The organism is Methylobacterium oxalidis, from assembly GCF_007992195.1.
GTDB lineage: Bacteria > Pseudomonadota > Alphaproteobacteria > Rhizobiales > Beijerinckiaceae > Methylobacterium > Methylobacterium oxalidis.
Map to the genome: position 1 here is coordinate 42,455 of NZ_BJZU01000068.1, position 26,101 is coordinate 68,555.

Below are 26,101 nucleotides of genomic sequence, written 5' to 3' on the forward strand. Positions count from 1 at the left end.
GCTGTGGCCGGAACGGCACAGCCCACAGGAATCGGCACGACCGCCTGCCCGCCGCCTTATTTCGTCCTCTCGAGCGTGACCGCATGACCGGACCGGGATTGCGAGAGAGGAAGTCCATGCCGACCTCATTCACCCGCCAGGATCTGCGCCCCCTCGAAGCCCCCGCCCTTCGCGGCCTTCTGAAGGGCGTCGGCCCCGCTCTGCGGCACGCGCTTCCGCCCGCGCACCACGCGCCCCTCACCCACGAGATGGCCGCTCTGATCGACCGCCTTCATGCCGGACCGCTCGGCGTGCCCACCCGCCGCCGCGCCGCGTGACGCGGCGGGACCCGTGGTCGGTGCCCCATCAACAGCCGGCTTCTTTTCACGAGCAACCCAACATCACTATCGCGCGTTGGACGTCCCCAAGATGAGATGAAGGACAGCGGCAACAGCGTGCTGTTCTAGGGAGCGCACGCTTTGCTGTATCTGACACGCGATACGTGTAATCTGATGCTCGCGCCTGCGAGATTTGCGGCAGATGCAGTAAAGCTTGCGTGCGAGAATCCGCTCAACCCCTTCGCGAGTGCGCCGGGAAGCCGCATGATGGCGGCCTCCTGCGAGATGTTCGAGCGCGCGACCCGCACCTATCCGAAGCCCCGTTTCGATCTCGGCGTGCCCGAGAGCGTCGTCTGGGAGCATCCGTTCTGCCGGGTGATCGCTTTCGGGGACCGTGATGCTCGGCGATCGAAGCCGAAGCTCCTTCTCGTTGCCCCGATGTCGGGTCACTTCGCGACGCTCTTGCGCGGCACCGTGGAAGCGTTCCTCGACACGCATCAGGTCTTCATCACCGACTGGGTCGACGCGAAGGACGTGCCGGCGACGGCCGGACAGTTCGATCTCGATGACTACGTCGACCTCTGCATCGACCTGTTCGCGGAGTTGGGGCCCGACCTCAATGTCGCGGCCGTGTGCCAGCCCTCCGTGCCGGTGCTCGCCGCCATAGCCCGAATGGAGGCGGAGGATCATCCGCGCATTCCGCGCACCGCTACCTTCATCGGCGGCCCCATCGACACGCGCATTGCGCCCACGGCCGTGAACCGGCTCGCCGGCGAGCGCGGCCTCGCGTGGTTCGAGCGCAACTGCATCCACACGGTGCCCTGGGGCCACGCCGGACGGGGCCGTGCCGTCTATCCGGGCTTCCTGCAGCTGACCGGGTTCATGAGCATGAACCTCGACCGTCACCTCACGGCGCACTGGGACATGTTCAACCATCTGGTCGAGGGGGACGGCGACTCGGCCACGAAGCACCGTGCCTTCTACGACGAGTACCTCGCCGTGATGGACCTGACGGCCGAGTTCTACCTCCAGACGATCGCGACCGTGTTCCTCGACCACGCCCTGCCGCAGGGCCGGATGCGCCACCGCGGGCACCCGGTGGATCTTACCGCCATCCGTCGCTGCGCCATCATGGCGGTCGAGGGCGAGAAGGACGACATCACCGGCGTCGGCCAGACCCGCGCGGTCCTCGACCTGACCCCGAACCTTTCGGAAACCAGGAAGGCCTATCACCTTCAGCCGGGCGCCGGTCATTACGGCATCTTCAACGGCTCGCGCTTCCGCGCCGAGATCACCCCGAAGCTCGGCGCCTTCATGGCGGCTCACGCGCGGCGGATCGAGCGGCGGGACCGGTCCGGGTCGGCGATCCGGCTCGCCGACCCGGCGCGGACCGGTCTCCCCCGGCCCACGCTGCCGGTCCGGGTCTCGCGCCCTCGTGCCGCGGCGCTCGCCGTCGCCAACCGGCCGCGAGCCTAACCTGCCGCAAGGCGGCTGCCGCACCCATGTGGCAGACTTCTCCTCGGACAGGGGCGCTCACGCTGGAGGCCGGATGTCTGAGGATCACGGACCTCTGGCCGGGCGGCACGTCCTGCTGGTCGAGGACGATTATTTCATCGCCTTCGACATGCAGCGCCATTTCGAGACCAGTGGCGCCCATGTCCTCGGCCCGGCGCCGAGCGTGCGCGAGGCGCTGGCCCTGATCTCCGGGGCGGCACGGATCGACGCCGCGGTTCTCGACATCAATTTGCGCGGCGAGATGGCCTTCGCGGTCGCCGACGAACTCGCGGCCCGGGGCGTGCCATTCCTGTTCACGACCGGTTACAGCAGACGTCCATTCCGTCGCGTTACGCCGCCCAGCGCCGCTGCGAGAAGCCGGTGGAGCCGGAGCAGATCGCCCGCTTGCTGTTTGCCTGAACCGCGCGGCAGTTCAATGGGCGTTGCCCGGCTTCAGCGCGCGGCAAGCCTTGTCGAGGCTGTCGAGCCTGCGCATCAGCGGCTCGCGTCGCCGCTGCCGCTCCGCCTCGAGCCGCCTGAGGTCGGGTGTCGGCGGTCCTTCCTGGTCGGGATCCCAGCCGCGCTGCTCGCAGGCCACCGCGAAGTCGGTCTCCACGTCCGCCAGGGCCGCGAGGACGTGCTGGATCTCCCCGAGCAGGACCTCGTGATCCACCGGCGCGCGGAGCGCAAATCGATCGGTCATGGCCGCCTCCTCGATCAATCTCCGGGAGCGCAGGGTTAGCACGGCAGACGCCGGGCCGGATTAGCTGTGGAAGCATTGCCACGGTCGAGAGAGTCCCGATCCGAGCATGCCGCCCAGGCCCGTCTTAGGGTTGACGAAACCAATGCACTGCATCATCTCGGTTCCAGCCGCACGACATGCCCCTCGGGTTGGCGAACGGCCCCACAGGAACCTGCAAACCCCATGCCCAGCGACAGTAGTCGATGGTTCGTGCCGCCTTCGGCCGCTCGTGTGACCCGCGCCTGATCGCTTGATCCGGCTCGCCCACGAACGGCCCCAGGCGGCCGTTCGAACGAGGTGAGCCATGACGACCCTCAAGACCAAGACCCGTCGGACCCGGGCGGGCAGCACCTATGCCGCGCGTGACCGGAGCATCGCCCTCATCATCGTCTTCATGATGGGGCTCGTCTTCGTCCCCGTCCTCGGCCTGCACGTCGCCGCCGCCTTCGGCGGGCTCGACGTCACCTCCGAGATCGCGAGCGCTCCGTCTCCGAGCAGCGCAACGCCGAACGCGGTCAGCGCCTCGCGCGACGCCAAGGACCGGCGCGGCTGAGCCGCGCCATCTCTTCCAGCGCACACCGCACGCATTCCCGACCCCGCCTCGGGACGGCCAAACTCTGTTCCTAACCGACACGCTCGGGGGATGGAGGGACGCGATGCGGATCGGAACCATTCTCGCCGGGCTCTGGCTCGCGGCCGGAGCGGCGCAGGCGCAGGCGCCGGACAAGACCCGGCAGGACTACAACAGGGCCGACCTCGTCCGCGGCCTCTGCCAGCCGGACGGATGCGACGAGTTCGCGATCCTCTCGGTTGAGCCTGTGCGCACCACGCCCGAAGGCGTGCTCAAGCGAACCCGCTTCAAGACCTTCCACGCGAGCTCGAGCGGGCGAGAGGCACGCTCCGAGGAGACCGGCTACGTCTACTGCTCGCAGACGAGGCCGGCCGTCGTCGCGGAGAAGCAGGGCCGCACCGTCGGCATCCTGCTGGCGCCCTTCGCGACCCAGGATTCCCGCGAGACCGTGCGCCGCTACGCGAATGTCGCCGCCACCTACTTCGCGGTCTGCCACGGACTGGAGAGCGGGCGCGCGGCCGCCAAGGATCTGGCAGGCGTCGCGCACGCCCTCGGCTACCGGGTTCCCGCTCCGCAGACCGTCACCATTGACCTGCGCGCACCCGAGGATGTCGCCCAAGCAGCGCCACAAGCGGCACAACGGCCGAACGTCGTGGCGCCCGCCAAGCCCGCGGCGGCCGACGAGCGGCGTGAGGACGAGTCCCTGACACAGGGCCCGATCCCTGAGGATTGAGTCCGAATGCCGGGGATTGAACCAAGCCTGCCCGCCGTGGTTACTTCCGATGTTCGTGCCAACGGCACCGCCTGCGATCCGTCGTGCGTTCCGTCCGGGCGGAGAGAGGCGCCGTCGCCGGACCGATCGTTGGAGACGTGAATGGGACAGGCCACGCCACCCGCCCGAACCGCTCTCGTGGTCGAGGACGACCGCGCCCTGCGCAACCTCGCCGCCGCCGTGCTGGAGGAGACGGATCTGCGGGTCATCGAGGCGGACAGCGGCGAGGAGGCCCTGTTCCACCTGCGTGAGCACGCGAACGAGGTGGCCTTGATCTTCGCGGACGTGCGCCTTCCCTGCATCCTCGACGGTGTCGACCTCGTTCGGGCCGTGAGCACCCGCTATCCCTGGATCAAGCTTCTGGTCACGTCGGGCGATCCGGGCGACCGGATCGAGCACCTGCCGGCCGGCGCCACCTATCTGCAGAAGCCGTGGCGCTCCATCGACGTGCTGAAGGCCGCCGAGCAGGCCGCGGCGGCGCGATGAGGCTCAGCGCTGCCACTCCCAGCCTTTCGGCTTCGAGGGAAGCGGGTTCAGCGACTGCAGGCCGGCCGTCACGTAGGGGAGCGGGACCGTGGATGCCTCAGGCGCCGGCTCCGGCCTGCCGACGGAGCCCGTCGTCGCAGGGAGGTTGTCGGCATCCGCGCTCGCCAACGTGATCTGAGGGACCTTCTCGCGGCGCGCCGGCCGCTCGACGTAGACCGGCACCTCGCGCTCCACGTAGACGATCCTCAGGCCCCGACCGTGCCGGGCGAGGCGGCGGCCACCGCGCACCGCATGGAAGCCGGCCCGCTGCACGTCCCGCCGGAAGGCTCTCTCCGACACGCAGATCCCGCGCGAGGGGCGATAGTACTGCCCCGACCGGCAATGCGCCGCCTCCGCAGCGGAGCTCCAGAGGATGCAGGCAAAGCCCGCTGCCATCACGGCCGGAACGCACGACGCCATTCGGATACTCCACGCCAGATCACACTCCGCAGCCAGCTTACGCGGGCAAGACTGCATTGATCAGCGTCGATGAAGGCCCGTGTTTATGTCGAAAATGCGCACCTTTCGGTGTTCAATACCGTACGATCTCTTGAGTTAAACATATGTTTACTTTCGGTCTGCCTTCCCAATCGCCGGGTGCGTGCGAGAATTTGCAGCTTCTCCGGCGAAGCGCCCGATCCGGTGCGTCGAGCGGGCATAGGATCCTCTCGGTGCCTTGCCTTCGCGGGGCGGTTTCACTAGCCATCGCCGCGTCACGCCCGTCAGCTCGAATTTGTCCGGCGACGCCTCGGCGCCGCCGGGTTGGTCCCGCAGGAACTCTCCCATGATTCCCCGCTACAGCCGCCCCGCGATGACCGCGATCTGGTCGCCGGAGACCCGCTTCCGGATCTGGTTCGAGATCGAGGCGCACGCCACGACGGCGCTGGCCGAGCTCGGCGTGGTGCCCAGGGAGGCCGCCGACAGAGTCTGGGAGAAGGGCCGGGACGCGGTCTTCGATGTCGCCCGCATCGACGAGATCGAGGCGGTGACGAAGCACGACGTGATCGCCTTCCTGACCCATCTCGCCGAGATCGTCGGCCCCGAGGCGCGCTTCGTGCACCAGGGCATGACGTCGTCGGACGTGCTCGACACCTGCCTCAACGTGCAGCTCGTCCGAGCCGCCGACATCCTGATCGCGGATGTCGACGCACTCCTCTCCGCCCTCAAGCGCCGGGCCTTCGAGCACAGGATGACGCCGACGATCGGCCGCTCGCACGGGATCCACGCCGAGCCCGTCACCTTCGGCCTCAAGCTCGCCCAGGCCTACGCCGAGTTCGAGCGCGCGCGCGCAAGGCTCGTCGCCGCCCGGGAGGAGGTCGCCACCTGCGCGATCTCCGGCGCGGTCGGCACCTTCGCCAACATCGATCCGCGCGTGGAGGCCCACGTCGCGAAGGCGATGGGGCTGACCCCCGAGCCGGTCTCCACGCAGGTCATCCCGCGCGACCGGCACGCCATGTTCTTCGCCACGCTCGGCGTCGTCGCCTCCTCGGTGGAGCGCCTGTCGGTCGAGATCCGGCACCTGCAGCGCACCGAGGTGCTGGAGGCGGAGGAGTTCTTCTCCGAGGGTCAGAAAGGGTCCTCGGCGATGCCGCACAAGCGCAACCCCGTGCTCACCGAGAACATGACCGGACTCGCGCGGATGGTGCGGGCCTACGCGCTGCCCGCCATGGAGAACGTGGCGCTCTGGCACGAGCGGGACATCTCGCACTCCTCGGTGGAGCGCATGATCGGTCCCGACGCCACCGTGACGCTCGACTTCGCCCTGGCGCGCCTGACCGGTGTCGTGGACAAGCTGCTGATATACCCCGCCAACATGCAGAAGAACCTCGACCGGCTCGGCGGGCTCGTCCACTCGCAGCGGGTTCTGCTGGCGCTCACGCAGGCGGGTGTCTCGCGAGAGGACGCCTACCGGCTCGTCCAGCGCAACGCCATGCCGGTCTGGCGCGGCGAAGGTGACTTCCTGACCCTACTCAAGGCCGATCCCGAGGTGACCGCGGCCCTGAGCCCGGAGCAGATCGAGGAGTGCTTCGATCTGGCCTATCACTTCAAGCACGTCGACACGATCTTCGCGCGCGTGTTCGGCGAGGAAGGCCGCCCGGAAACCTGATGCTCGGCCGGCTTCGAGAGCCCCACCTTTCGTCCGAACCTGACGAAGGGGTCGGAAGCGGGGCCTCGACGCGCGGAACCGCTTGACGGCCTCCCGGAGACTCATAACCTCTACTTGCGGATTGTAGTCCTGCATCTAGAGGCTGCGGCGTGTTGATCGACCGTATCCTGGAGTGGGCATTCGCGGTCAGCGGCCTCAGCGGCCGCCTGACCGTGACGACGGCGAGCGGTTACCGCTTCGACGCGGGCGACGGGCACGGTCCCGAGGTGGCGATCCGCTTCCGGGACGCGGCCGCCGAGCGTGCAGCCCTGCTCGATCCGGAATTGCGCCTCGGCGAGCTGTTCACGGACGGGCGCCTCCTGATCGAGGGCGGCACGCTGCCCGAACTGATGGCGGTCCTGCTCGCCGCCAATCACGGCTCGCCGCCCTTCCCACCCGTGCGCGGGCACGGCCTCGCCCGGAGCCTGCTGCGTCGCCTGCTGGACTGGAACGGCCCGAGCCGTGCGCGGCGAAACGTGGCCCGCCACTACGATCTCGACGAGCGGCTCTACGCCCTCTTTCTCGACGCGGACCGGCAGTACTCCTGCGCCTACTACGCGGCACCCGGCCTCGACCTCGACGCCGCTCAGACCGCCAAGAAACGTCACATCGCGGCAAAGCTCATGGCGGGCCCCGGTCACAGGGTCCTCGACATCGGCTGCGGCTGGGGCGGGTTCGCCCTCTATCTCGCGGAGGTCGCGGCCTGCGAGAGCGTGCGCGGCATCACGCTCTCCACCGAGCAGCACGGCGCGGCGTTCGCACGCGCCCGGGCACGAGGTCTCTCGGACCGGGTCCACTTCGCCCTTGAGGATTACCGCGCGGTGCGGGGCAGCTACGACCGCATCGTCTCGGTCGGCATGTTCGAGCATGTCGGGCCCGCACACTACGATCGCTTTTTTCGGATCTGCCGCGAGCGCCTCGCCGAGGATGGGGTGATGCTGCTGCACACGATCGGCCGTACGGGGCGGCCCGCGGCGACGAACCCCTGGATCACCCGCTACATCTTCCCCGGCGGCCATCTGCCAACGCTGTCCGAGATGATGCCGGCGATCGAGGGATCGGGCCTCGTCGTCAACGACGTCGAAGTCCTGCGCCTGCATTACGCGGCGACCCTGAGCGACTGGCGAGCCCGCTTCCTCGCCCGGCTGACGGAAGCGGAACGTCTCTACGACGCGCGCTTCTGCCGGATGTGGGACTGGTATCTCGCGAGTGCCGAGGCTGCCTTCCGCCACGAGGACGCGGTGGTGTTCCAAGTGCTGCTCACCCGCCGCAACGACGTCATTCCTCCGACGCGGGGCTACATCGCGCGCGCCGAGCGGCGGTTGCGGCGGCGGGAGGCGAAGCTCGCCTCGATCGGAGACGCGGAGCTGGAATTGCGGATTGGGCTCGACGCGTCGCCTTGAAGGCTCCGTGCGCCGCGATTTCCCTGTTACCCCCGAACGAAGTCGCGCGAGGTCGTGACGATTGGGGCCGGCGACGGGTTCGGCTCCCGTTCCAGACGTCGTCGCGCGGCGATCTTGGCGCGTCGCGCGGCAATCTTGGCGCGTCGCGCGGTCATCAAGAATTCTTGAGTTTCGGCGCTCGGCGATCGCAAGAGTGGGTAACGGCTGGCCGCGATGAAGGCAGGCCTGCACGAATCCTGCACCCTGCCCAGCCGTCGAGCCTCTTGCGGATGGTCGCGCGCCGATGCTTGGAAGGGGTGCCGGCACCCGAGGAGAATCCATGTCCCGCACCGTGTATCTCGACGGACGCTTCGTCCCCTTCGCGGAGGCGCGCGTGCCGATCATGGACCGGGGCTTCCTGTTCGCCGACGGAATCTACGAGGTCTCGGCGGTGCTCGAGGGGCGCCTCGTGGACAACGCGGCCCACCTCGCCCGGCTGGACCGCTCGCTCTCGGAGATCGGGATCCGCAATCCCCTTTCCTCGGAGGAGTGGACGCGCCTGCAGACGGAGCTCGTCGCCAGCAACGGCGTGCGCGAGGGCCTCGTCTACATGCAGGTGACGCGGGGCGTCGCCGAGCGTGACTTCGCCTTCCCGGCGGCCGACACGCCGCCGACCGTCGTGATGTTCACGCAGGAGAAGGCGATCCGGGCGAACCCGCTCGCGGAGAGCGGCGCCAGGATCGTGACGGTCGAGGATCTTCGCTGGAAGCGGCGCGACATCAAGTCGGTCGCGCTCCTCGCGCAGGTCCTCGCCAAACAGGCTGCAGCCTCCGCCGGCGTCGCGGAAGCCTGGATGGTCGAGGACGGGGCGGTGACGGAGGGCTCGTCCTCCACCGCCTTCATCGTCACGGGCGATAACCGCCTGGTCACCCGCCCGCTCTCGACGGCGATCCTGCCCGGAATCACCCGGCAGGCGGTGCTGCGGCTCTGCGCGGAAGGCGATCTGCGGATCGAGGAGCGACCCTTCGCGGTCGAGGAGGCGGTTGCGGCGGCGGAAGCGTTCTACACCAGCGCCTCGGCCTTCGTGATGCCGGTCGTGGCGATCGACGGGTATCTGATCGGCGACGGCAGGCCGGGCCCGCACACGCGGCGGCTGCGGGAGCTCTACATGGGGATGGCTCTCGAATCGTGAGGGTCGGCTGTCCTCGACGGCAGGAACGGATTGCAGGGGCAACGGTTGCTCTCGGACTTGAGCGTTCCCGAGAGAGGAAATGATGCCGAAACTGATCTCCGGGCTCGCGGCGCTCGCGATCGGCCTTACGGCCGGGGCGGCGCTCGCGCAGCAGCCCGACGCGCCGCTGAAGGGGCGCGACACCGACCCGAACCTGCTGCCCCAGAGCCAGACGCCGCCCGAGAAGGTGCGGCCGGATGACGGCACCACCGGCAACGGCACCCTGAGCGAGAAGCTCGAGAAGAACGACGGCGTGATCAAGCCGCCGGGCAACGCCGCTCCCGGCATGGTGGTGAAGCCGCCGGAGCCGAACGCGGGCACGATGCCGGTGATCAAGCCCGGCGAGTTGCCCGGCCAGCAGCCGAACACGGAGGCGAAGTAGGCCGCTCGCTCGGCCCGCCTGCCCCCCGCTCCGTCCCCCGCCGTCTGGCCGGGTTGCGGGCGCTTTGCTTGATTTCCCGGGCCGGATCGCGGAAAGACCCTACCGACAACGGGTTACCGGGAGCCGTCGGGCCCGGCGCCCGTCCTTGCGGCACGGTACGGGTTTTGAGCGCATGGCGAACGTCGTCGTCGTAGGCGCCCAGTGGGGCGACGAGGGCAAAGGCAAGATCGTCGACTGGCTGTCGGAGCAGGCCGACATCGTGGTCCGTTTCCAGGGCGGCCACAACGCGGGCCACACGCTCGTGATCGGCGAGGCGGTCTACAAGCTCTCGCTGCTGCCTTCCGGCGTCGTCCGCCCCGACACGCTCGGCGTGATCGGCAACGGCGTCGTGCTCGACCCCTACGCGCTGGTGGCCGAGATCGACCGCCTGTCGGCGCAGGGCGTGCGCGTCGGCCGCGAGAACCTGCGCATCGCCGACAACGCCACGCTCATCCTCTCCCTGCACCGGGAGCTCGACGCCCTGCGCGAGGACGGAGCGCCCGGCACCAAGATCGGCACCACGAAGCGGGGCATCGGCCCGGCCTACGAGGACAAGGTGGGCCGCCGCGCGATCCGCCTGATGGACCTGTCGGAACTCGACGCGCTCGCGCCCAAGATCGAGCGGCTGCTCGCCCACCACAACGCGCTGCGGCGGGGCTTCGGCCTGCCCGAGTTCTCGCCCGACGCCATCTACGAGGAGCTTGCCGCCATCGCCGACCGGGTGCTGCCCTACCAGGACACGGTCTGGCACCTCCTCGACGAGGCGCGCCGCGCCGGCAAGCGCATCCTGTTCGAGGGTGCGCAGGGCGCGCTCCTCGACGTCGATCACGGCACCTACCCGTTCGTGACCTCCTCCAACACCGTCGCAGGACAGGCGGCGACGGGCTCCGGCCTCGGCCCGGGGGCGATCGGCTACGTGCTCGGCATCGCCAAGGCCTATACGACCCGCGTCGGCGAGGGTCCGTTCCCGACCGAGCTTCACGACGCGATCGGCGAGCGCATCGGCGAGCGCGGCCACGAGTTCGGCACGGTCACGGGACGCAAGCGCCGCTGCGGCTGGTTCGACGCGGCGCTCGTGCGCCAGACGGTGCAGACCTCCGGCATCGACGGCATCGCCCTGACGAAGCTCGACGTGCTCGACGGTTTCGAGGAGATCAGAGTCTGCACCGGCTACGAGATCGACGGAACGCGCCTCGACCATCTGCCGGCGAGCCAGGGCGCGCAGGCCCGCGTCACCCCGGTCTACGAGACGATTCCCGGCTGGACCGGCACCACGGCGGGCGCCCGCTCCTGGGCGGACCTGCCGGCGCAGGCGATCAAGTACGTGCGGCGGATCGAGGAGCTGATCGGGGCGCCCGTCGCGCTGCTGTCGACCTCGCCCGAGCGCGACGACACCATCCTGATGCACAACCCCTTCGAGGATTGAGGCCGGGCCCGCCGGGCCGACGCGGCCGGCATCAACCGCGCCGCGAGGGGAATGGGCGCGGGAGCACGGCGGGCCAACGAGGCAGAGGACCAGGCGAGAGGCGGATCGGGGCACGATGGCCGACTACTATCCGTTGCTGGCGCGGGCGCTCGACGCCCTGCCCGACCGCTCGCCCGCCATGCGCAAGGCGGTCTACGACCGCGCGCGCGGCGCCCTGATCGGGCAGCTCCGCTCCCTCGAGCCGCCGCTCTCGCAGGACGACATCGACTTGGAGAGCAAGGCTCTCGATGCGGCGATCGACCGCCTGGAAGTCGATTACGGCGGGGCGCCGGCGCCGGCGAACGATCCTGCTCCGGCTGCCGAGGTGCCGGCCTCTCCCGCGGCCGCAACGCCTGGGCCTGCCACGCCCGCCGCTCCCTTCATGCCGGCAGCGCCGCAATCCGAGCCGGCAGAACCCGCGTCCGCGAAGCCTGAGCCCGACGACGGCCTGTTCGAGGCCGAGCCTGCGGCGCGCCGCGAGCCCTCGCCGCCGGTTTTCGTGGAAGCGGAGCCCACCCGCTCCGAGCCATCCCTGCCGCCGGCCCCGCCGCCCGACCTCGGGGCCATGCCCGCGCTGCCCGAGCCGGAGCCGGTGCGGGACGCCCCGCCGCTCGCGATCGCGCCGCGCAAGGCGAAGCCTCCGGCCGCAGAGGAAGCCGCGCCCGCGATTCCCGCCGAGACGGAGCGCGAACCGGACGTGGAGACGGAGGCGGGCACGCCCCGCGCCGACGCTGCGGGCGGCCGCCAGCGTCCGCGCATCGACGTCGTGACCCCGCGCGGGGGCCGCTCGAAGATGCTGCGCAACGCCTTCGTGGGCGCGGTGCTCGCCGTGGTGATCGGTCTGATCGCGGTCGCCGCCTTCCTCCTGCGCGACAAGCCGGCCGATCTCCAGCAGACCGAGGCCGAGAGCGGCGCGCCCGCCGACACGAGCGACCAGAAGTTCGCGGATCGGGTCGGCGGCGAGCCGGCTCCGGCCCAGCCGGCCCAGGGACAGCCCGGAACGGCCACGCAGGCCGAGACCCCGGCGCAAGCCCCGCCGCCTAGTCAGGCCGACCTCGCCGTGGCGCAGCGCGCGACGCTGATCGAGGAGAACACGGCCGGCCAGAATGCGCAGCCGACCTCCACCACGGGCCGCGTCGTCTGGCGCCTCGAGTCCGTGAGCGGCGAGCAGGGCCAGCCTCTCGAGACCGCCGTGGTGGCGACGGTGGAATTCCCCGAGGCAGGATTGACGCTGGTGGCCACCCTGCAGCGCAATCTCGACGCGACGCTGCCCGCCTCCCACACGATCAAGCTGGCTTTCACGCCGAGCGGCCCGGAGGGCGAGCGGCGCGCCGTTCAGGATATCGGCCTGCTCCAGGCCAAGGACGAGGAGGCCGCGCGCGGCTCGCCGCTCTCGGGGCTCCCCGTGCGCGTCCGGGAGAACCTGTTCCTGATCGGGCTGTCCTCGCTGCGCAACGACATCGAGCGCAACACGGACCTTCTGCTGCACCGCAACTGGTTCGATCTCGCCGTGAAGTACGCGAGCGGCCAGCGCGCCGTGATCACCTTCGAGAAGGGTACGTCCGGCACCTACGCGCTGCAGCGCGCCTTCGAGCAGTGGCGATAGGGCGGACGGCGCCGCGGCTGCCCCTGACTTCGGAAAACGGCCGCCCGCCCCAGAGGACGGGCGCCCCGCATGGCGACTGCGATCAGGCGCCGGCGCCGGCTCGCGGCAACTCGCGGACGGCAAGGTTCTTCTTGACCGCCTCCTGAACCTTCTCGAAGGCGCGAACCTCGATCTGGCGGACGCGCTCGCGGGAGACGCCGAACTCGCCCGAGAGATCCTCCAGCGTGATCGGATCGTCGGCGAGGCGGCGCGCCTCGAAGATGCGCCGCTCGCGCGGGTTCAGCACCGAGAGCGCGTCGCGCAGCGCCGTCAGGCGGTTCTGCCCTTCCTCCTCGCGGGCTAGCACGGTCTCCTGGCTCGGCGAGTTGTCCACCAGCCAGTCCTGCCACTCGCCCTCGCCCTCCTCACGCAGGGGCGCGTTGAGCGAGGTGTCGCCGGACAGGCGGCGGTTCATCTCGATCACGTCCTGCTCCGGCACGCCGAGGCGCGTCGCGATCTGCTGGACCTGGTCGGGGCGCAGGTCGCCCTCGTCGAGCGCCGAGATGCGGCCCTTGGCCTTGCGCAGGTTGAAGAACAGCTTCTTCTGGTTGGCCGTCGTGCCCATCTTCACGAGCGACCACGAGCGCAGGATGTATTCCTGGATCGCCGCCTTGATCCACCACATGGCGTAGGTGGCGAGCCGGAAGCCCTTGTCGGGATCGAAGCGCTTGACCGCCTGCATCAGGCCGACATTGCCCTCGGACACGACTTCGCCGATCGGCAGGCCATAGCCGCGATAACCCATGGCGATCTTGGCGACGAGGCGCAGGTGCGACGTGACGAGCCGATGGGCCGCCTCGCGGTCCCCGTGGTCGCGCCAGCTCTTGGCGAGCGTGAACTCCTCCGCCGGCTCCAGCATGGGGAACTTGCGGATTTCATCGAGGTAGCGCGAAAGGCCACCCTCGTTGGCGAGCACGGGCAAAGCGCCTGCCATGGCATACCTCCTTGGACTGTCCCCCTGACGGGCGGACGATAGCGCGGTCGACCGCTCCTTGAGCCGGTCGTCCGAATTCCCATCTGTACTGTGGAAATCCCCGATCCGGTAGCGGGTCCGCGGCGCGAACGTCGTGGTCAACGCACGAACGGGCGTATGGGTCGACCCTCGCACGAAAGGTCGCGGGTCGCGGTGTGGTGGCGCACGCCTGCGCGGCCGGGCCTTGACTGTGCCGGGCCTGCCACAGATCCCTCATCGTGTTGCTGTTCGCGCGTGGGATCAATCGGTTACGTCTCGCCACCGAGCGCCCGCATCAGCCGCGCCATGTCGTCCGGGACCGGGCTCTCGAAGCGCAGGGGCTTGCCGGTGCGCGGGTGCGCGAAGCCGAGCAGCCCCGCGTGCAGCGCCTGCCGGCCGAGGTCGCGGAGCGCGGCCTGCGCGGGCTCCGGCAGCCGCGCCGCCTTGGTCTTGAAGGCGCTGCCATAGACCGCATCCCCGAGCAGGGGATGGCCGCGATGGCTCAGATGGACCCGGATCTGATGGGTGCGCCCCGTCTCCAGCCGGCAGGTCAGGAGCGCCACCTCGGGTCCGAGCGGGCGTTCCGTCACGTAATGCGTGATCGCGTGGCGCCCCTCCCCTGCCCGCACCACCGCGATCTTCTCGCGGTTGCGCTGGCTCCGGGCGAGGTTCGCCTCGATCGTGCCGGAGCGCGGCTCCGGCGTACCCCAGACGAGCGTGCGGTAGGCCCGCTCCAACGGGCCGCTGCGGCCGTGGTCGGCGAACTGCGCGGTGAGGCCGCGATGGGCCAGGTCGTTCTTGGCGACGACGAGCAGACCGCTCGTGTCCTTGTCGAGGCGATGCACGATCCCGGGCCGCCGCACGCCGCCGATCCCGGACAGGCTCTCCCCGCAATGGGCGATCAGGCCGTTGACCAGGGTCCCGCCCTCGTGGCCGGGGGCCGGGTGCACGACGAGGCCGGCCGGCTTGTCGATGACGATGAGATCGTCATCCTCGTAGGCGATCGCGAGGGCTAACGGTTCGGCGAGCGGCTCGGCGGGCGCGGCCTCCGGCACGGCGACGGAGAGACGCGCGCCAGGCAAAACCTTGAGCGATGGGTCCAGCACGGTCGCGCCATCGCGGCGGACATGGCCGGCGCGCACGAGTTCCTGCAGGCGCGAGCGGGACATCTCGGGAAAGGCCAGCGCGAGCGCCCTGTCGAGCCGCTGAGCCCCCTCCCCGTCCGCGACGGTCGCCTCCCGAAATCCAACCCCGGTCCCGATGTCCTGCAACGCTTGTCCCCACTCGCCCGGCGCGGTGCGAAAAAGGCTCGCCCCGGCTCTTGTGCCCGCGCCGGCACGTCGCTATACGAACGCCTCCCGACCGGAAAGCTCCCATCGTCTAGCGGTCTAGGACGTCGCCCTCTCACGGCGAAAACAGGGGTTCGAGTCCCCTTGGGAGCGCCATCCGCTCGGGTAACACCCAGATTTTCCTTTCAGTTTAGCGGCCTTTCCCAAATCACCTGCGGGCGGTTTGGGAACCTGCGACCCATTCCGGGTCGGCAGCTTGACGATGCCGCTCCTCGACAAGCGAGCCTGATCGGCCTCACGCGTGGAGCGTTCGACCTCTGTCAGCGTCTTGTGACCCAGCACAGCCATGATCTCCTGGCTGGAGCACTGCGCGTCCGCGAGCCTGCGCCCAGCGGCTTTGCGAAACCCGTGAGCTTGGCAATCCAGCGGCAGCCCGGCCGCCGTGATCGCGTCGCGGGACCAGTTGCCGTGGCCGTCCTCCGTGAAGGGAGGCCCATAGGCGGTGTTCAGGATGGTGACGTGCCCGCGCGGCGTGGCATCGAGGATCGCCTGCAGATCCTCGTGGCAGGCAATGACGAGCTTCGCGCCGGTCTTCTGCTGCACGATCCGGATGCCATCTTGGCGCCCATCCGCCCAAGTCATGCGGTGCACGTCAGAGCGCCGCTGGCCGATAGAGAGGTGGAGTGCGAAGGCGAGGCGCTGCTTGGTCCCGATCGGCAGCGCTCCTCGAACTGAGCGATCTCCTCGTCGGTCCACGAGCCCACTTCCTGCGTCTTCGGGCGCTTGATGCTGGCCGACGGATCGTAGGTCAGACACGGCGGGCTCTTGCCCATCGCGTGCTGGATGAGGATGGGCAGCATCTTGAGGATGGCGAGGCGCGCACCGGGCTTGCCAGCGTCGGGCTTCAGGATGGCGGCATTGATCCGCGCCGCCGTCAGACCCGAGACAGTTCGGTGCCCGTGCTATTGCCGCAGAGCCTCGATGCGCGAGGCACAGACTTTCTTCGTGGTTTCACGGGCTCGATGTAGGCCGAACTGCGCATGTGAGAGGCGATGAGGGCGGCCAAGGTGCCAGGCTTGGGTGGCTCCAAGTGCTTGCGCTGCGGCGGCGCCGCGCCAGACAAGGCGTCCGCGTAGGCCGGCCGAAATTCGTCGGAGGTCGGGCAGCGGGATCCGCGGCCCCTTCCCTTGCCGGTAGTAGGTCCGGAGCTTGCCTCTGCGGTGGTCGTGTCCCCTGGTGTGGTGTAGCTTCGGCGTGGCCACCACGATCACCGGCCGGGGTCGGATCGATCAGGCTGCCAGGGCGGGCAGGCTGACGAGGGCATCATCGCTGATGGGCGCGATGCTTTCCAGGGTGATGTAGCGCGAGCGCTGGACGGCCCATTCGTCGTTCCGTTCGAGCAGGATCGCGCCGACGAGACGCGTGATGGCGGCCTCGTTGGGGAAGATGCCGACCACCTCGGTCCGGCGCTTGATCTCGCCGTTGAGGCGTTCCAGCGGGTTCGTGGGATGGCCGGAGTGGGCGCGAAGCAGCCCATCCGGAGATCGTCTTCGCGGCGCTCTCCGGAGGGGCGATCAGCTCGCCACCTTGAGGCCGATGATCCCCACGACCGTCACGGTGACGAACAGAAGCCGGGTCGCATCCGCCGGCTCTCCGAACAAGAGAATGCCCGCGCCGACGCTGCCCACAGCACCGATCCCGGTCCAGACCGCGTACGCCGTTCCGACCGGCAACACCTGGAGCGCCTTCGTAAGGAGGCCCACGAACAGCGCCAGCAGCAGGAGCGAGACGAACGCCCATCCGGGCTCCCGGAAGCCGTCCGACTTCTTGGTCGCCAGCGCCCAGGCGACGTCGACGAGGCCGGAGGCGACCAGCATGGCCCAGCCCCAGGCGGTGCTCATGCGGCGTCTCGCCCGAGCCCGCGTGCCAAGCGACGCAGCCGTACCGCTGCGGCCTGCGCCGCCTCGTCCGCGTCAGGATCGATCGTCCGGCCGATCGGAACGACGATCGGATCGATCAGTCCGATGAAGCCGAGCGCCGCCTGGAGGTAGGGCGTGGCGAGGTCGGGCCGGCCGCGGCTCTCTCCCGTCGCGTAATCCCCCGCGCTCGCCAGGATCACGACGGTCCGACGCGACCGCAGCAGCGGCGTGTAACCGCTCACGGGATCGAACGCGAAGGTCAGGCCCGGCTGGGTGATCAGGTCGATCCAGTGCTTCAGCCGGTAGGGAACCGAGAAGTTCCACATCGGCGTCGAGACGAGGACGTGGTCGGCTCGGTCGAGCCGCGCGACCATCGCCTCGATCTCCGCCCACGCGGTCGCCTCGCCTGGATCGTGCGCGCGCCCGGCGAGACGCGCGTACTTGGCCGCCAGAGCCGCTCCGTCGAACGGCGGCAAGTCCGTCTGCCAGAGGTCGAGATGATCGACGGACAGAGTGGGCTCGCTCGCCCGCAGATCCGCGATGTAGGCACGGGCGGCCTGTGTCGAGCGGGAGGCGCTGCCTCGCGGGGAGGCTGCGATGTGAAGCAGACTTGTCATACGGGTTGCGCCCTGCTGCGTCGTGCGAGGGCGAGATCCGTCCTCGCTGTGGACGAGGCTACGAGGTACCCTGTGCAAGGAGGCACGGGGAGGCGGCGTTCTTGCCCAATTCGATTGCAGAGACGCACAGGGTCGATTGGGATGATCTGCGTTACGTGCTCGCCGTGGCGCGCGCCGGCTCGCTTGCTGGGGCGGCCCGCGCGCTAGGCGTCAATCATTCCACCGTGCTGCGCCGGCTCGGCGCCTACGAGGCCCGCATCGGCGCGCGTCTGTTCGAGCGCCTACCCTCGGGCTATGTCCCGACTGCAGCGGGTGAGGCGATGGTGAAGGAGCTCGTCGAGATCGACGCGGCCATCCACGACACCGAACGGCGCGCTGCCGGGCAGGATCGGCGGATCATCGGGACGGTGCGGCTCTCGACCACCGACACGCTCATGGCCTCCGTCCTGCCGCCGGCGCTCGCGCGGGTTCGGGCCGAACACCCGAGCATCGTGCTGGAGATCTCCACGGCCAACAGGCTTGCGGTCCTGACCCGACGCGAGGCGGACATCGCGCTCAGGCCGACCGCGTCTCCGCCGGAGACGCTCGTCGGACGCCGCATCGCCGGGCTCGGCTACGCCGCCTACGCGGCGCCGTCCTACCTTTCGGGACGCACGGCCGATCTCGCGCTCGGCGAGCACCTGTGGCTCGCGCCCGACGCCTCCTTGGGCGAGACGGCCGCGGCGCGGTGGCTGCGGGCGAACCTACGGGAGGTCGAGCCCGTCGTACGGGCCGACTCCTTCGTCAGCCTGCGCGACCTCGCTGTCGGCGGTCTCGGCGTCGCGCTCCTGCCCTGCTACCTCGGCGACACGTCGCCCGGCCTCATTCGCCTGCCACGAGCGGCAACACTGGATCTCGGCTCGACGCTGTGGTTGCTGACCCACGCGGATCTGCGGCGGGTCGCACGCATCGATGCTGTCGTGAGCGTGCTGACGGCCGCATTGTCGGCCGACCGAACGACATTCGAAGGATGAACTCAACGGCACCGGCAGTCCAAGCCATCCGGCCTTGCCCCTCCGGCAGGAATGCCCGAGACGTCGGCTATCGGGCAAGCGATCGATTGGCGGGAAAGACTGGGAAAGGGCACGAAGCGGCCGGATCTGGCCGTAAGCTGCACGTCTGCTTCCCGCCATGCGGCCGCAAAATCGGACGGCCCCGGCAGCTCCGGCGGCCGGCTCGGATGCCTTCCGGCCGGCCTTTCGGTCAGCCACGTAAGCGGAACAGCTCACGTAAGCGGAACAGCTTTAGCCTGCAGTTGCAACCGCCCCCATGCGTCGTCATTGGATTCACAAACGTCGCTTAACGGAATGATTTCGACATGCCGCAGATGTTCGATTAGATTTTCTTTGCCATTGTTCTTCCTGTCCCGCTTTTCTTGGTTTGGGACTGGCGCATAACCCGTTCTGCCGGCGCCCCATCCAGCGCTGAGTACCTTCAGCGCCGAGCAGGCGGCCGATCGAAGTTGCGGGCTCAGTTTGGAAGGAAGGGACCTTTCCGCCCCTTCCCGGTTCATCGTCAAGTATTCAGGCTCGGCGGGTCGTCGTGCCAGTCCCCACCCTTGTGGCCGTGAGCGTTGGGTTCACCGCTCCCGCGCGGCCGGCAAAGAACGCAGCCGCGCCGCCGATCAGCAGCGCTAATGCTGCATACAATGCACCCGCGACTGCGTCGGCGGCTTTGTCTTTCGCAGCCTCCTGTTTGGCTGGATCACCGTGAGCAGGTCGCGCACTGCCGAGACTGCCTGATCTCTGAGCGAAGCCGGGTCCTGTCCCCCAGAAGCGCTCCGTACCTTGCCCTCGATCCCAGAATGCCGAACGACGTGTGTGGAACGAGGTACGTTGGCGCGTGGAACAGTCCACGTGGGCAAGCACTATTGGACCGCCAACGATCGGCCGGATCTCGCCGGCTGATCCTTCAATCATTGAGCGGGGCAGACCACTAGAACCGCGCGGTCAGAAACAGACGCACATTCCGCCCTGGCAGCAGAACCTCGTCCTTCTTGAACGAAGCCGCATTGCGGATGTCGTCATTCAGCAGGTTGCGCCCTTGCAGACCGAGCGTCACCTCGCTCGCGCCGTAGACTGCGGGGTCGAGCGCCTTCGTGTAGCTGACCTCAGCGCGCAAGTCGTTCCAGCCTGCGGTCGGGGTCTCAAAATCCGAGACCCGATTCTGCGCGAAGGCGTGCAGCAGGTTCACCCGAGCAAACCAGCCCTCGGTGCGAAGAAACACGCCGCCCCCGATCCGGTAAGGCGGAATGCGCGGTACGTTCGTGCCATTGTCGAACTGCGCACGCACGAAGTCGAACTGGCCTTCGACTCCGAACCAGCCGTTCCCGACCGGAATGGCATCGTACTGCGCTGCGAGTTCCGCACCGTAGAAGGTAGCGTTCTGCTGCGAGTAGACGACTTGGCGCAACTCATCGCCCGAGCCGCAGCTCGCGAAGTCGTCATCGCAGAGCGCGCCCGTGAACCTGCGATAGATGAAGCCGGTGTAGCGCGTGAAGTAGCCGGTGGCGTCGAAGCGCAGCTGACCCACAGCGTGACGGATACTGGCTTCGACCGTGCGTGCCCGCTCCAGCTTCAGATTGGGATCGCCGATCTCGAAGGTCGCGGTCGCGTCGTGCGGCCCCTGCGAGAACAGCTCGTACCCGGTCGGCGCGCGCTCGACATAGGAGCCGGTCACGCTCGCCACGAAGCCGTAGGGCAGATCCTGAAGTACGCCGAAGCTGGCGCTCTTGGGAGCGAAGTGGCGCGTTAGCGGAAACTGAAGCGGATCCTCGCCCGGGATCGGAAGAAAGTCGCTGGGGAACTGCACGGCGGTGCTGCGGATGCGGTCGCCCTCGATGCGGCCGGCCGCCTGCAGGCGAGCGCCGGGCCGGAGCTCCAACTCCTCGAACAGGTAGACCGCGCCCACACGCGAGTCGGTGCGCGGCAGGAAAGCTTCGAGCTGCGTGTTGATCACCCGCCGGTCCGCCTGAACGCCGATCGCGCCGGTGAGCGTGCCCAGGGCTGTGAACACCGGCACGTGCTGGGCCTCGATACGCATCTCGGCCTCGCGGTTCTTGAAGACCGCCTGGACGCCGTCGACGCCGTCCTCGCCGATGCCGATCTCCTCGTGCCGGTACACCGAATAACCGGCCCAGTAGCGGATGACCTCCAGAGGACCATCGAGGGGCCGGTACTCGCCGCGCGACAGCACGCGGTCCTGGCGCGGCGTCAGGCGGGTGCGCGCCTCCGCGGCCTCACCGCCAGGGATCTGATAAATCGAGTCGTAGTGGCTAAAGGAGACCCCGACGAAGCCGCGGTCGCCGATGGCTGAGATGCCGACTGCTCCGCCCCGAGACTCGGTCGCCGAGTTTCGCTGGATGCCGCCTGGGATCGCGTAGCTGTCCGTGGCCGTCTTGAAGCCGTCGGCATGCACGGCGATGCCGTCTTTGCCCGCATCGACGGTTGCCGCGCCGAGCCGGCCGTTGTCGACAGTGGAGAAGCCCGTGGTGACCTGGCCCGAGTACCCATTGAGCGGGATGAAGGTCGGCACCCGGTTGTTCTCGGCCGAGACCACGCCGCCGATGGCTCCCGAACCGTACCGCAAGGTCGCCGGCCCCCGGATGACCTCGATGCGGTCGTTGATCAGCGGGTTGACCGGCACCGCATGGTCCTCACCCAGATCCGACACACCGTTGTTGATGACGCCATTCTCCTGAATACGCACGCGGGCCTGATCGAGGCCGCGGATGATCGGCCGCGAGGCTCCACCCGGTGCATAGGTCGAGGCAGAGATGCCAGGCTGATCGAACAGCGCATCGCCGAGCGTGCGCGGCTGGTCACGGGCGATCTGCTCGCGCGGGATCACCGTGACCGGCGAGAAGGTGTCGGTCGCCACCGGCAGGACGCCAGGTGTGGAAGACACCGCAGCAGGCGGGGACACAGGCGGCGTTGGCGTTGCGGAAGACCGAGCCGGCGACGCGTTTACCGCGGAGACGAGGCCTGAGCCACGGCGCTCGATCGGGCTTGGCGAGGTGACACTGAGCTCGCCGAGCGTGACTGTCCGCTGCGACTGCGCGCTGGCAGAGCACGTGAGCGCTGCCCAGGTGGGCAAAACAGCCAGAACGGTGCTGGCCGCGAGGGCCCGGCGCGGTCGCGATGACATAGAATTCCTACCGAGTGTTATATCATTACACTCAAGCCCGCTCTGAAGAGCACAAGCAAGGCCTCGTCTCCATCGGCACGCGAAATCGAGAGCGATGTAACACTATTACAACATGGCTCCCTTCGCGGGTCATGCCCCAGCCGATGTCGTCGCTTCCCGCCTGTGTCAGCGGCTATCAGCTCCTTGGCAGGTCGCGCACTGCCCTTCGATCTCCACCGTGCGCATTCGTGCGCGGAAGCCAGTTGCCTGAGTCAGGTGCGAGACGGTGTTTGAGACCTGTTCGGACGCGACCTCGCTCAAGCAACCGCACTGGCTACAGTTCAGGATAGCAACCGCCTCCGCGCGCAGCGGATGCTCGCGGCACATGTAGGCCGTTCGCAGAGCAACGTAGCGGACAAAGCCTACATCGATCCGGAATTCCAACGCACGATAGATGGTCGGTGGTCCGATCGGCTGCTCACAGAGAGCCGGTGGATGATCGTGTAAGCCGAGAGTGGCTCCTGATCCGCAGCAAGCACCTCAAGAACGCGCCGCCGGATCGGTGTGAAGTTCAGCCCACGAGCCGCACAGACCTTCTCGGCGAGAGCAACGAGATCCGCTGGAGACGCAGCACTGCCGTCGAGAGCATCGATGGACGCTGGTGAGGCGTGAAGGTGTGCCATAGCCGCCACCCTCTGGTTGAAAGCGTTACAACATAACGTTTCGAAAGGGTGAAACAAAGTAACATCATCGAGGCTGCTGGCATCATGCCAAGCCCGACGCTCGCCTTTCCATAACACCCAGTCGATGAGCGTCCGCTTCGGAGAGGCTGCTCGGGTCGCCTGCATGGTAACAATGGGCGCAATGCCGAATGGCCGATCTTGGCCGAAAGCTGCCCGTCCGGTCTTCGCGTTAGAACCGTGGAAGCGGACGTTCCTTGCGGCACGGAGGGTCCTCGAAGTGCCGGGTCCTGCCATTGACAGCACGATCTGGTCTGGACGGCGGACGCTAAACAGCTCGATTTGTGCCGGCGACCAAATCCCAGTGGGGCTATCATCCGTAGTTGGGAGCCTTGAAGCCGATGAACTCTCTGTTGATCCGGCTATGTCGGATCACGAGCCGATGCTTCAGGCCGAGAAATGCGCCCCTCCTCAGCCTTGCGAATGAATTGTTCCGCGACCAGCCAGCCCTTGAAGAACCGAAGGGGCAGTGTGCACGCAATCACCACGATCGGCAGGGTCGTAACCGCATGCACCCACAGGGGAGGGTTGTAGGTAAGCTCAAGCCAGATCCCGAAAGCAGTGGCCGGCACAGCGGCCGTCATCATGACGAAGAAGGCCGGACCGTCAGCCGGATCGGCAAACGAGTAGTCGAGGCCGCACACGTCGCAGCGCGGCGCGAGCTTGAGGAATCCGTTGAACAAGCGGCCCCGGCCGCAGCGCGGGCACCGGCTTCTCACCGCCACGCCAATTGCGGACTGAGCTGCATAGGACGGTTCGGGCATGCGGCCTCCTTCCGGGAGGCTAACGCGTCGCGGTCCGCAGCGGTGCGCCGCCAAGCCGCAAAATACGTCGGTTCGCTGATCAACCCCGATCAAAGCCCGAAACCGATCGCACGATCGACATGGTGAGAGCGGTCGCGGCGGCCGCAGCGAGGAAGCAATCCCGTCCCGGATGCTCGAAGCCGGCGGCGGTGAGGAAGCGCGCGGCCCCGATGGCGATCAGGGCCATCAAGAGGGTCGCCCCTTGTGCGAGCGCAAACTTCATCCCTTCCCCCTAACGGTGTCGTCTCGACCCCATTTCAAGATCGTCGCTGCTGCGCCAAACCAGGCAGGGCCGCCCCCGCCGTCGGGATGCCTCCAAGTGGCCAACGGGAAAGTGCGAACGTTCCGCTCAAGCTCTAAGTCCACGCGGTAGCGGCCGCCCTCGCGCAACCGGAGCAGGAAGGTCTCGAACAGGTCGGAATAGGGGGCATCGTCCCGGTCCTCATCAAGTCGGCTTCAATCGGCCATGGCGCCAGCGCAAAGTAGGTCATGGCGCCGACGCGTGATGATCAGGGCGCACGGGGCAAGTAGCTTGATCACTCCTCGCGCGTCGGGCCGACGCCGGAGGCTTTCGGGACGGAGAATCGTCCCTCTTCCGCCTTGTTGATGTACTGGCTCGCGATGAAGAGGCCCTTCAACGGCCGGATGATCGGCACGCAGGCGAGGAGTAGCAACGGCAGCGTGATCACCGCGTGAATCCAGAGCGGCGGGTCGTAGGCCAGTTCCAGCCAGATTCCGAAGGCGGTGACCGGGAAGGCCATCGTCATCATGATGAAGAAGGCGGGCCCGTCGGCCGGATCGGCGAACCCGTAGTCGAGGCCACAAGCCTCGCAGCGGGGCTTCAGGGTGATGAAGCCGTCGAATAGGTGCCCCTCACCGCAGCGGGGGCACCGGCAGCGGAGTCCTACCGACATCAGCGACTGGTCCGTCGATCTCTGCATCGTCCAACGTTCCTGACTTCGTTGCCTGTCCTGCATCTCAGCAGGAGCACCTCTTGCGCGCAGCGAATGTATGGAATACAAGCCATACATTCTGCGTCGAATGCTCGCATCCTTGCATCAAGCTAGGCAGCAGCACTTCGCGTGCTGCCGCGGAATCTATGTATGCATACATCTAGGTGAGAGCAGAGGTCAATGATGGAAGCTTGGAGCCCTACAATTGTCGCCGGCGCTGGGCCGAAGTACCTGGCCATCGTTAAGGCGCTGGCCGAGGACATCCGCAGCGGGCGCCTGGCACCAGGTGCGCGCCTGCCGCCCCAGCGCGCCCTGGCCAAGCACTTCAACGTCGATCTCACCACGGTGACACGGGCCTTCAACGAAGCCCGCCGGACAGGCCTGATCGATGCCACGGCCGGAAGGGGCAGCTTCGTTCGTGCCTCCAAGCTGCCGTCCTCAGGCACCGGCCTGCTCGCGCCCAGCCCGTCCGGCAGCATCGACTTCAGCATGAACATGCCGCCGCAACCAGCGGAGGCGCGGCTGGCTCAGCGCATCGAGGTCGGTCTGTCGAGGCTCGCCGCAGCGCCGGGGTTTCTCGATCGCATGCAGTACCAGGACAGCGCGGGGAACATGGCTGACCGCGCGGCGGCGGCCGAGTGGCTCGGCCGTCGCCTGGGTCCCGTGGCGGTCCAGCGCGTCCTCGTGGCCGGCGGTGCTCAGGCGGCGCTATCCGCCGCCCTCGCCGCCGTGCTCAAGCCTGGCAATGACCTGTGCGTCCCGGCCCTGACCTATCCGGGCCTGCGTATGGCCGCCGAGCGCCTCGGCGCTCGCCTCGTGCCCGTGGCCTGCGACGAGGAGGGCTTGATCCCGGAAGCCTTCCTCGAATGCTGCAGGACGCAGCGGCCACGGGCCCTGTACGTGGTGCCGACCCTCGACAACCCGACGACCGCGACGCTGCCGGCGGCCCGACGCGTGCGGATCGCCGAGATTGCGCGCGAGCACGGGGTCACGATCATCGAGGACGACGCCTACGGCGCGCTGCCGCCCGATGCCCCGGCCCCGTTCGCGGCCCTGGCGGGCGACATCACGTGGCACATCGCAACCCTGTCCAAGTGCGTCAGCCCCGGCCTTCGCATCGCTTACGTCGCGGTGCCCGGAACGAATGCGGCTGTCTGGCTCGCGGCCGAGCTCCGGGCGATCAACATGATGGCCTCGCCGCTTGCGGCGGCCCTGGCGTCCGAGTGGATCGCCGAAGGGGAGCTCGACGCGATCGTTGCTGCCGTCAGGCGGGAGAATGGCCTCCGTCAGGCCGTCGCGGCCGAGATTCTCACGGGCCTCGATTTCCGGTCGCATCCCTGCGGCCATCACCTCTGGCTGCAACTGCCTGATGCTTGGCAGCGACGCGAGTTCGCTGCCCACGCGCGGCAGCTCGGGCTATCCGTCGTCCAGAGCTACTCCTTCGCGGTCGGGCCGGCTCCCGAGGCGATACGCATCTCCCTGGGCGCAGCCCCCGACGGCGAGACGCTGCAGTATGGCCTCAGCTTACTCGCGAACCTGCTGACGCACCCTCCCGGCGCGATCTCGACGGTCGTCTAAGGTGGCTGACGTGGTCCATGCGTCCAGCGGCCCGGAACATCCGGCCGCAATGCGGGGCCGATTTGCGTGGCTGCCGCAGACCCGGGTGCCAGCACCCGTCTTCGGTATGGTTCTCGGACTGTGTGGACTGGGCAATGGCTGGCGGACTGCCGCAGGCGGGGCGCCTGCAGATGTCTGAACGGTCATTCCGAGGCTTGCATGGCCCGTGGATCGCTCGGCGCTCCGCGCTGCTCCTGCTCGCCACCGTTGCCGCGGGGTGCTCCAGCGATGACCGGGAACGGCGCCGGGCGCTGGGTGGGCTTTGGTCGCCGGACCGGATGGACGCTTGGCTTGCTGGTCCGGCCAAGTTCGCGCCTGGCACGAGCATGGCCTTAG

24 protein-coding genes, 1 tRNA gene and 2 pseudogenes are annotated in these 26,101 nt (G+C 68.4%); 15 read left to right on the plus strand and 12 right to left on the minus strand.

Features of this window, described 5'->3' with window-relative positions:
* Positions 1-116: 116 nt before the first annotated feature.
* The 6 genes from MOX02_RS16915 (at position 117) to MOX02_RS16945 (ending at position 4,382) form a co-directional block, all read left to right on the plus strand.
* A complete protein-coding gene (locus MOX02_RS16915; protein ID WP_147026972.1) occupies positions 117-317 on the plus strand; it encodes a hypothetical protein in 201 nt (66 codons plus the stop codon).
* 141 nt (positions 318-458) lie between these two features.
* The gene (locus MOX02_RS16920) at positions 459-1,793 is read left to right on the plus strand and encodes a polyhydroxyalkanoate depolymerase (protein ID WP_147026973.1); all 1,335 of its coding nucleotides are present in this window, start codon (positions 459-461) and stop codon (positions 1,791-1,793) included.
* 73 nt (positions 1,794-1,866) lie between these two features.
* A complete protein-coding gene (locus MOX02_RS32970) occupies positions 1,867-2,553 on the plus strand; it encodes a response regulator (RefSeq protein WP_373866760.1) in 687 nt (228 codons plus the stop codon).
* A 304-nt stretch (positions 2,554-2,857) separates the two neighbouring features.
* Entirely contained in the window at positions 2,858-3,106 is a 249-nt protein-coding gene (locus MOX02_RS16935; RefSeq protein WP_147026975.1) for a hypothetical protein, read from the plus strand.
* 103 nt (positions 3,107-3,209) lie between these two features.
* Entirely contained in the window at positions 3,210-3,857 is a 648-nt protein-coding gene (locus tag MOX02_RS16940; protein ID WP_174804941.1) for a hypothetical protein, read from the plus strand.
* Between the two features lie 141 nt (positions 3,858-3,998).
* Positions 3,999-4,382: a response regulator gene (locus MOX02_RS16945; protein ID WP_147026976.1), complete on the plus strand. Its 384-nt coding sequence runs from the start codon at positions 3,999-4,001 to the stop codon at positions 4,380-4,382.
* 3 nt (positions 4,383-4,385) lie between these two features.
* Here the strand turns inward: MOX02_RS16945 and MOX02_RS16950 are convergent, their stop codons facing one another.
* Positions 4,386-4,721: a hypothetical protein gene (locus tag MOX02_RS16950; RefSeq protein ID WP_147026977.1), complete on the minus strand. Its 336-nt coding sequence runs from the start codon at positions 4,719-4,721 to the stop codon at positions 4,386-4,388.
* Between the two features lie 484 nt (positions 4,722-5,205).
* Between MOX02_RS16950 and purB the strand changes: the two genes are divergently transcribed.
* From purB to MOX02_RS16980, 6 genes are all read left to right on the plus strand, one after another.
* On the plus strand, positions 5,206-6,528 hold the full coding sequence (gene purB / locus MOX02_RS16955) for an adenylosuccinate lyase (RefSeq protein ID WP_147026978.1): 1,323 nt from the start codon (positions 5,206-5,208) through the stop codon (positions 6,526-6,528).
* A gap of 155 nt (positions 6,529-6,683) precedes the next feature.
* Positions 6,684-7,970: an SAM-dependent methyltransferase gene (locus tag MOX02_RS16960; RefSeq protein WP_238179785.1), complete on the plus strand. Its 1,287-nt coding sequence runs from the start codon at positions 6,684-6,686 to the stop codon at positions 7,968-7,970.
* Between the two features lie 319 nt (positions 7,971-8,289).
* Positions 8,290-9,141: a D-amino-acid transaminase gene (locus tag MOX02_RS16965; RefSeq protein ID WP_147026980.1), complete on the plus strand. Its 852-nt coding sequence runs from the start codon at positions 8,290-8,292 to the stop codon at positions 9,139-9,141.
* Between the two features lie 82 nt (positions 9,142-9,223).
* A complete protein-coding gene (locus MOX02_RS16970) occupies positions 9,224-9,562 on the plus strand; it encodes a hypothetical protein (RefSeq protein ID WP_147026993.1) in 339 nt (112 codons plus the stop codon).
* A 172-nt stretch (positions 9,563-9,734) separates the two neighbouring features.
* Positions 9,735-11,027 (plus strand): adenylosuccinate synthase, encoded by a 1,293-nt coding sequence (locus MOX02_RS16975; protein ID WP_147026981.1) that lies wholly within the window; start codon positions 9,735-9,737, stop codon positions 11,025-11,027.
* A gap of 115 nt (positions 11,028-11,142) precedes the next feature.
* Positions 11,143-12,672 (plus strand): histidine kinase, encoded by a 1,530-nt coding sequence (locus MOX02_RS16980; RefSeq protein ID WP_147026982.1) that lies wholly within the window; start codon positions 11,143-11,145, stop codon positions 12,670-12,672.
* An 82-nt stretch (positions 12,673-12,754) separates the two neighbouring features.
* On the opposite strand, the gene rpoH is transcribed toward MOX02_RS16980, so the two are convergent.
* Together rpoH and MOX02_RS16990 are read right to left on the minus strand one after the other, a co-directional pair.
* Complete coding sequence (gene rpoH, locus MOX02_RS16985; protein ID WP_147026983.1) at positions 12,755-13,645, minus strand: RNA polymerase sigma factor RpoH; 891 nt, start codon at positions 13,643-13,645, stop codon at positions 12,755-12,757.
* A 287-nt stretch (positions 13,646-13,932) separates the two neighbouring features.
* Positions 13,933-14,832: an RluA family pseudouridine synthase gene (locus MOX02_RS16990; protein ID WP_147026994.1), complete on the minus strand. Its 900-nt coding sequence runs from the start codon at positions 14,830-14,832 to the stop codon at positions 13,933-13,935.
* A 200-nt stretch (positions 14,833-15,032) separates the two neighbouring features.
* Between MOX02_RS16990 and MOX02_RS16995 the strand changes: the two genes are divergently transcribed.
* A tRNA-Glu gene (locus tag MOX02_RS16995) sits at positions 15,033-15,108 on the plus strand.
* A gap of 195 nt (positions 15,109-15,303) precedes the next feature.
* Here the strand turns inward: MOX02_RS16995 and MOX02_RS32975 are convergent.
* The 4 genes and pseudogenes from MOX02_RS32975 to MOX02_RS17015 all read right to left on the minus strand — a co-directional run.
* Positions 15,304-15,768: pseudogene (locus MOX02_RS32975) on the minus strand (site-specific integrase); the annotation flags it as partial.
* A 473-nt stretch (positions 15,769-16,241) separates the two neighbouring features.
* Positions 16,242-16,463 (minus strand): annotated as a pseudogene (locus MOX02_RS17005) (transposase); the annotation flags it as partial.
* A gap of 63 nt (positions 16,464-16,526) precedes the next feature.
* Positions 16,527-16,853: a DMT family transporter gene (locus MOX02_RS17010; RefSeq protein ID WP_147026984.1), complete on the minus strand. Its 327-nt coding sequence runs from the start codon at positions 16,851-16,853 to the stop codon at positions 16,527-16,529.
* A complete protein-coding gene (locus tag MOX02_RS17015; RefSeq protein ID WP_147026985.1) occupies positions 16,850-17,488 on the minus strand; it encodes an FMN-dependent NADH-azoreductase in 639 nt (212 codons plus the stop codon). Before MOX02_RS17015 ends, MOX02_RS17010 begins: the two co-directional genes overlap by 4 nt.
* A 101-nt stretch (positions 17,489-17,589) precedes the next feature.
* On the opposite strand from MOX02_RS17015, the gene MOX02_RS17020 reads away from it, so the two are divergent.
* A complete protein-coding gene (locus tag MOX02_RS17020; protein ID WP_170267903.1) occupies positions 17,590-18,501 on the plus strand; it encodes a LysR family transcriptional regulator in 912 nt (303 codons plus the stop codon).
* Positions 18,502-18,752: 251 nt separating this feature from the next.
* On the opposite strand, the gene MOX02_RS17025 is transcribed toward MOX02_RS17020, so the two are convergent.
* From MOX02_RS17025 to MOX02_RS17040, 5 genes are all read right to left on the minus strand, one after another.
* Positions 18,753-19,046: a hypothetical protein gene (locus MOX02_RS17025; protein ID WP_147026987.1), complete on the minus strand. Its 294-nt coding sequence runs from the start codon at positions 19,044-19,046 to the stop codon at positions 18,753-18,755.
* Positions 19,047-19,462: 416 nt separating this feature from the next.
* The gene (locus MOX02_RS17030) at positions 19,463-21,673 is read right to left on the minus strand and encodes a TonB-dependent receptor (protein WP_147026988.1); all 2,211 of its coding nucleotides are present in this window, start codon (positions 21,671-21,673) and stop codon (positions 19,463-19,465) included.
* A gap of 1,081 nt (positions 21,674-22,754) precedes the next feature.
* Positions 22,755-23,156, minus strand: a complete 402-nt coding sequence (locus MOX02_RS17035; protein WP_147026989.1) for a DUF983 domain-containing protein — start codon at positions 23,154-23,156, stop codon at positions 22,755-22,757.
* 79 nt (positions 23,157-23,235) lie between these two features.
* A complete protein-coding gene (locus tag MOX02_RS31310; RefSeq protein WP_170267904.1) occupies positions 23,236-23,382 on the minus strand; it encodes a hypothetical protein in 147 nt (48 codons plus the stop codon).
* A 349-nt stretch (positions 23,383-23,731) separates the two neighbouring features.
* Entirely contained in the window at positions 23,732-24,136 is a 405-nt protein-coding gene (locus tag MOX02_RS17040; protein WP_147026990.1) for a DUF983 domain-containing protein, read from the minus strand.
* 192 nt (positions 24,137-24,328) lie between these two features.
* On the opposite strand from MOX02_RS17040, the gene MOX02_RS17045 reads away from it, so the two are divergent.
* Entirely contained in the window at positions 24,329-25,726 is a 1,398-nt protein-coding gene (locus tag MOX02_RS17045) for an aminotransferase-like domain-containing protein (protein WP_147026991.1), read from the plus strand.
* Positions 25,727-26,101 lie beyond the last annotated feature (375 nt).

Coding starts and splice junctions, on each gene's coding strand:
- MOX02_RS16915 (WP_147026972.1), top strand. CDS start 117: ATGCCGACCTCATTCACCCGCCAGGATCTGCGCCCCCTCGAAGCCCCC.
- MOX02_RS32970 (WP_373866760.1), top strand. CDS start 1,867: ATGTCTGAGGATCACGGACCTCTGGCCGGGCGGCACGTCCTGCTGGTC.
- MOX02_RS16935 (WP_147026975.1), top strand. CDS start 2,858: ATGACGACCCTCAAGACCAAGACCCGTCGGACCCGGGCGGGCAGCACC.
- MOX02_RS16940 (WP_174804941.1), top strand. CDS start 3,210: ATGCGGATCGGAACCATTCTCGCCGGGCTCTGGCTCGCGGCCGGAGCG.
- MOX02_RS16945 (WP_147026976.1), top strand. CDS start 3,999: ATGGGACAGGCCACGCCACCCGCCCGAACCGCTCTCGTGGTCGAGGAC.
- purB (WP_147026978.1), top strand. CDS start 5,206: ATGATTCCCCGCTACAGCCGCCCCGCGATGACCGCGATCTGGTCGCCG.
- MOX02_RS16965 (WP_147026980.1), top strand. CDS start 8,290: ATGTCCCGCACCGTGTATCTCGACGGACGCTTCGTCCCCTTCGCGGAG.
- MOX02_RS16970 (WP_147026993.1), top strand. CDS start 9,224: ATGCCGAAACTGATCTCCGGGCTCGCGGCGCTCGCGATCGGCCTTACG.
- MOX02_RS16975 (WP_147026981.1), top strand. CDS start 9,735: ATGGCGAACGTCGTCGTCGTAGGCGCCCAGTGGGGCGACGAGGGCAAA.
- MOX02_RS16980 (WP_147026982.1), top strand. CDS start 11,143: ATGGCCGACTACTATCCGTTGCTGGCGCGGGCGCTCGACGCCCTGCCC.
- rpoH (WP_147026983.1), bottom strand. CDS start 13,645: ATGGCAGGCGCTTTGCCCGTGCTCGCCAACGAGGGTGGCCTTTCGCGC.
- MOX02_RS16990 (WP_147026994.1), bottom strand. CDS start 14,832: ATGTCCCGCTCGCGCCTGCAGGAACTCGTGCGCGCCGGCCATGTCCGC.
- MOX02_RS17010 (WP_147026984.1), bottom strand. CDS start 16,853: ATGAGCACCGCCTGGGGCTGGGCCATGCTGGTCGCCTCCGGCCTCGTC.
- MOX02_RS17015 (WP_147026985.1), bottom strand. CDS start 17,488: ATGACAAGTCTGCTTCACATCGCAGCCTCCCCGCGAGGCAGCGCCTCC.
- MOX02_RS17030 (WP_147026988.1), bottom strand. CDS start 21,673: ATGTCATCGCGACCGCGCCGGGCCCTCGCGGCCAGCACCGTTCTGGCT.
- MOX02_RS17035 (WP_147026989.1), bottom strand. CDS start 23,156: ATGCCCGAACCGTCCTATGCAGCTCAGTCCGCAATTGGCGTGGCGGTG.
- MOX02_RS31310 (WP_170267904.1), bottom strand. CDS start 23,382: ATGGCCCTGATCGCCATCGGGGCCGCGCGCTTCCTCACCGCCGCCGGC.
- MOX02_RS17040 (WP_147026990.1), bottom strand. CDS start 24,136: ATGCAGAGATCGACGGACCAGTCGCTGATGTCGGTAGGACTCCGCTGC.
- MOX02_RS17045 (WP_147026991.1), top strand. CDS start 24,329: ATGATGGAAGCTTGGAGCCCTACAATTGTCGCCGGCGCTGGGCCGAAG.